The 3,538-nt window shown below is 73.7% G+C and carries 4 protein-coding genes; 3 read left to right on the top strand and 1 reads right to left on the bottom strand.

Annotated features, from left to right (window positions below; all coding sequences use genetic code 11):
• Positions 1-200: 200 nt before the first annotated feature.
• A complete protein-coding gene (locus ACFV2J_RS42300; protein ID WP_385097431.1) occupies positions 201-1,205 on the bottom strand; it encodes a LacI family DNA-binding transcriptional regulator in 1,005 nt (334 codons plus the stop codon).
• A gap of 192 nt (positions 1,206-1,397) precedes the next feature.
• On the opposite strand from ACFV2J_RS42300, the gene ACFV2J_RS42295 reads away from it, so the two are divergent.
• The 3 genes from ACFV2J_RS42295 to ACFV2J_RS42285 all read left to right on the top strand — a co-directional run bounded on the left by ACFV2J_RS42295 (position 1,398) and on the right by ACFV2J_RS42285 (position 3,326).
• Complete coding sequence (locus ACFV2J_RS42295; RefSeq protein WP_385097434.1) at positions 1,398-2,291, top strand: amidohydrolase; 894 nt, start codon at positions 1,398-1,400, stop codon at positions 2,289-2,291.
• Positions 2,288-2,788: a cysteine dioxygenase gene (locus tag ACFV2J_RS42290; protein WP_385097437.1), complete on the top strand. Its 501-nt coding sequence runs from the start codon at positions 2,288-2,290 to the stop codon at positions 2,786-2,788. Before ACFV2J_RS42295 ends, ACFV2J_RS42290 begins: the two co-directional genes overlap by 4 nt.
• Positions 2,789-2,894: 106 nt before the next feature.
• A complete protein-coding gene (locus ACFV2J_RS42285) occupies positions 2,895-3,326 on the top strand; it encodes a hypothetical protein (RefSeq protein ID WP_168528478.1) in 432 nt (143 codons plus the stop codon).
• Positions 3,327-3,538 lie beyond the last annotated feature (212 nt).

Raw genomic sequence — 3,538 nt, 5'->3', positions numbered from 1 at the left:
GGCTGATGGTGCGGGCCTGCGCTATCAGGGTGCTGAAAGGCTGACGCCCAGGCCATGCATCTTCAGCCCGTCCGGCGTTTGAGGACGAGCCCTTCGGGCGAAGCGGGGGTCCAGGGGGCGCAGCGCCCCTGGCGGGGTCCGGGGCGGAGCCCCGGGGACGGGTCGGGTAGGGGCGGCGGGGGCGAAGAACCCCCGTGGGACTACACCCGTACGGCCGAACCCCGTTCACTCATCCGAGGCGCACACAGAATCCTCTTCCTCCGCACCCGCTTCCCCTCGATCGCCGCAACCGTCAACCGCGCGGCCTCCGCCGCGATCTCGGACAACCCCCAGTCCACCGTGGTCAACGGCGGCGCGAGCACCCGCGAGACGGGATGGTCGTCGAACCCGACCACGGACACGTCCCGCCCGACCACGAGCGACGCCTCCGCCGCCGCCGCGTACACCCCGTAGGCGAGCGAGTCGGAGAAACAGAACACGGCGGTCGCGGGCCGCGGCCCGTCCAGCAGCCGGCGCGCCACCACCGTCGCCTCACCCAACTCCTGCGGACACGGCACCAGTTCGGCCCGCAACCCGAGCCGCGCTGCCGCCTCGCCCACATACACGTCGGCCGGCCGGTCCGGCGTGCTCGGCCGGGTCGGGGTCAGCACCGTCACCCGGCGGTGGCCCAGACCGTGCAGGTACTCCAGCACGGCGTCGATACCGGCCCGGTTGTCGAAGATGACCTGCCCCGCCGTACGGGCCGCACTGAGCGAGTCCCCGACGGCCACCACCGGAAGCGCGTCGGCGATCGCCGCCCACCCCTCGGCCGCGGGGTTCACCGGTGACACGAGCAGCGCGTCCACCCGCTGGTCGCGCAACTGCTTGGCGAGCACGAGCTCCCGGTCGGGATCGCCACCGGCGTCCAGGATCAGCGCGTAACGGTCGCCCGCCAGCAGCTCCCGGCCGATCGCCGCCATCAGCTGCTGCTGCCACAGGTCCTGGAGGTCCCCCGCGAGGACGCCGACCATGCTGGTACGGCCGCTGGCCAGCGCGCGGGCGATGGGATCCGCCTCGTAGCCGAGCTCGGCCGCGGCCTTGCGCACCCGCTCCTCGGTCTCCTTCGAGACGTGCTTGCCGCGCAGGGCGTAGGAGACGGCGGCGGTGGAGAGGCCCGTGGCCTCGGCCACCTCCCGGAGGGTGGTGCGCTTATTGGGCCTGGCCATGCCCGGAAGCCTACCGGGAGGCGTCCGCACTACGGGCGCATGCTTGACACGCCACGTTGTTAACCGCTTAAGTTAAGCGCATAAGTGAAGCGGTTAACCTGCCCCGGACCGACCCTCCCGTCCCCTTCCGGCCCCCTCCCGTCCCTCTCGCCCCTCCGCCCCTCCCCGAGGACTCCTTCCAAGGACCGCCGCGTGCCCACCGACGTCCACCAGCACATATGGCCGCCCGCGTTCATCGAGCTGCTGCGCGCCCGCACCGCGCCACCGCGTCTCGACGGCTGGACCCTGCATCTGACGGGCGAGCCGCCGTACGAGGTCGACCCCGCCGACCACGACCTCGCCGCCCGCACCGCGCTCGCCCGCGCCGACGGCCTCGACCTGGCCCTGGTCTCGCTGTCCAGCCCCCTCGGCATCGAGTTCCTGCCGCCCGCCGACGCGGCGCCCCTGCTCGCCGCCTTCCACGACGGCGCGCTCGCACTTCCCGAACCCTTCGGCGTCTGGGCCTCTCCCTGCCTGTCCGCCCCGGACCCCGAGGCGGTCGGACGGGAACTCCGCCGCGGCTGCGCGGGCCTCCAGCTCCCCGCCACCGCCCTGCTGGACGCGGCCGGCTGGGAGCACCACGCACCGCTCCTCGACGTCCTGGCCCGCGAGGACAAACCGCTGTTCGTGCACCCGGGCGCGGCGCCACCGGCCCCGCACGCCCCGCCCTGGTGGCCGGCGCTGGTGCCCTACCTGCACCAGCTGCACGCGTCCTGGTTCGCCTTCCGCGCCTTCGGCCGCGCCCGCCACCCCCGGCTGCGCGTCTGCTTCGCCGCCCTCGCCGGACTGGCCCCGCTGCACGGCGAGCGGCTGGCGGCCCGCGGCGGAGGGCGCGGTGAGATCGACTTCGACGTCTTCTACGAGACCTCCTCCTACGGAACCCGCGCGGTGGACGCGCTCGTCCGGGCCGTCGGCATCGACGTGGTCGTCAGCGGCAGCGACCGCCCCTACGCGACCCCCGTCGTCCCCGACCTCGGCGCGGACGCCGCCGTCCACGCCCTGCGCACCGCCAACCCCGACCGCATGCTGAAGGGAGCCACCCCATGACGTACCAGGCCCTGCCGGACCGCACGCTCGGCAAGCGCGAACTCCAGGCCCTCGTCGACGATCTCGCCGGCCGCCCCGACCGCTGGCGCGAACAGGTCGCCTTCTCCGACGAGGAGCGGCACTACGCCTCGCTGTACCGCGACGAGTACGTCGACGTCTGGCTGCTGTGCTGGACCCGGCGGAACGACACCGGCTGGCACGACCACGACATCTCCTCCGGCGCCGTCGCCGTCGTCCAGGGCGCGCTGAACGAGACCAACCCGCGCATAGGCGGCAGCCATCTGTCCGTCACCGTCGGCGCCGGCGAGTCCTTCTGCTTCGGCCCCGAACACATCCACCGCCTCACCGGCGCCACCGACGACGCGGTCTCGCTGCACGCGTACTCGCCGCCGCTGTGGCGGCTGGGCCAGTACGACATCACCGAGGACGGGCTGATGCGCCGCATCTCCGTCTCGTACGCGGACGAGCTGCGCCCGCTGGACCTTCCCGCCGCGTGAACCTCGCCGGAGTCGCCCGGGGGCCCGTCCACGGGGGTGCGGCCCCGCTTCAAAAGGGGGGCTATCCCCAGTGTCACGGGGGCTTCGACTCCCTACCGTGAACACCATGACCGGTAGGGAAGCGGGCGGCGACGCCGAACTGAAGAAGGAACTCGACGCCACTCTGCACGCGCGCAGGGAGTTGGGCGACGAGTACGAATCCGCGCTCGTCGACTCCTTCCTGGAGAAGGTCGAGCAGCGACTCGACGGGGCGGTCGACCGAAGGGTGCGGCGACAGCTGGCCGAGCAGCAGATGGTGGTGGCCCGTGGCGCGCGCTCACCGCAGGGGACCGATTCATGGGGCGAACGCTTCGGCTTCGGCATCGTCTCGCTGGTCCTGGCGGTCCCGCTGTCCGCGATCGGCGGCGGGATCGCGCACCTGCCCGGGCTGCTCGTCGCCTGGGTCGGCATCGTGGGGGTGAACGCGGTGCAGGCCGCGCGGGTCTCCCCGGGCCTCTTCGGCCGCCGCCACCGGGAAAAGTCGGACTGGGAGGACTGACCCGGCAACGGGACGACAGTCACGGGGACGGGGGCCACAGGAAACGGCGACACCGGGGCACGGGCCACGGGGGAACGGCGAGGAAGACGAAACAAAACGGAAGGGGCCCGGGCCCCCGCGGGGGGCGGGGGCCTAGGGCGGGGTGGGCGCGGGGCGCCCCCCCCCCCCGTTGCGGGGGGGGGGGGCCCGCGGGGCCCCCCCGGGGCGCCGGG

This window comes from Streptomyces sp. NPDC059668 (assembly GCF_042734135.1).
Classification (GTDB): domain Bacteria; phylum Actinomycetota; class Actinomycetes; order Streptomycetales; family Streptomycetaceae; genus Streptomyces.
Note: the sequence above shows the minus strand (reverse complement) of the source record. Positions and strands in the feature narration are given on the sequence as shown.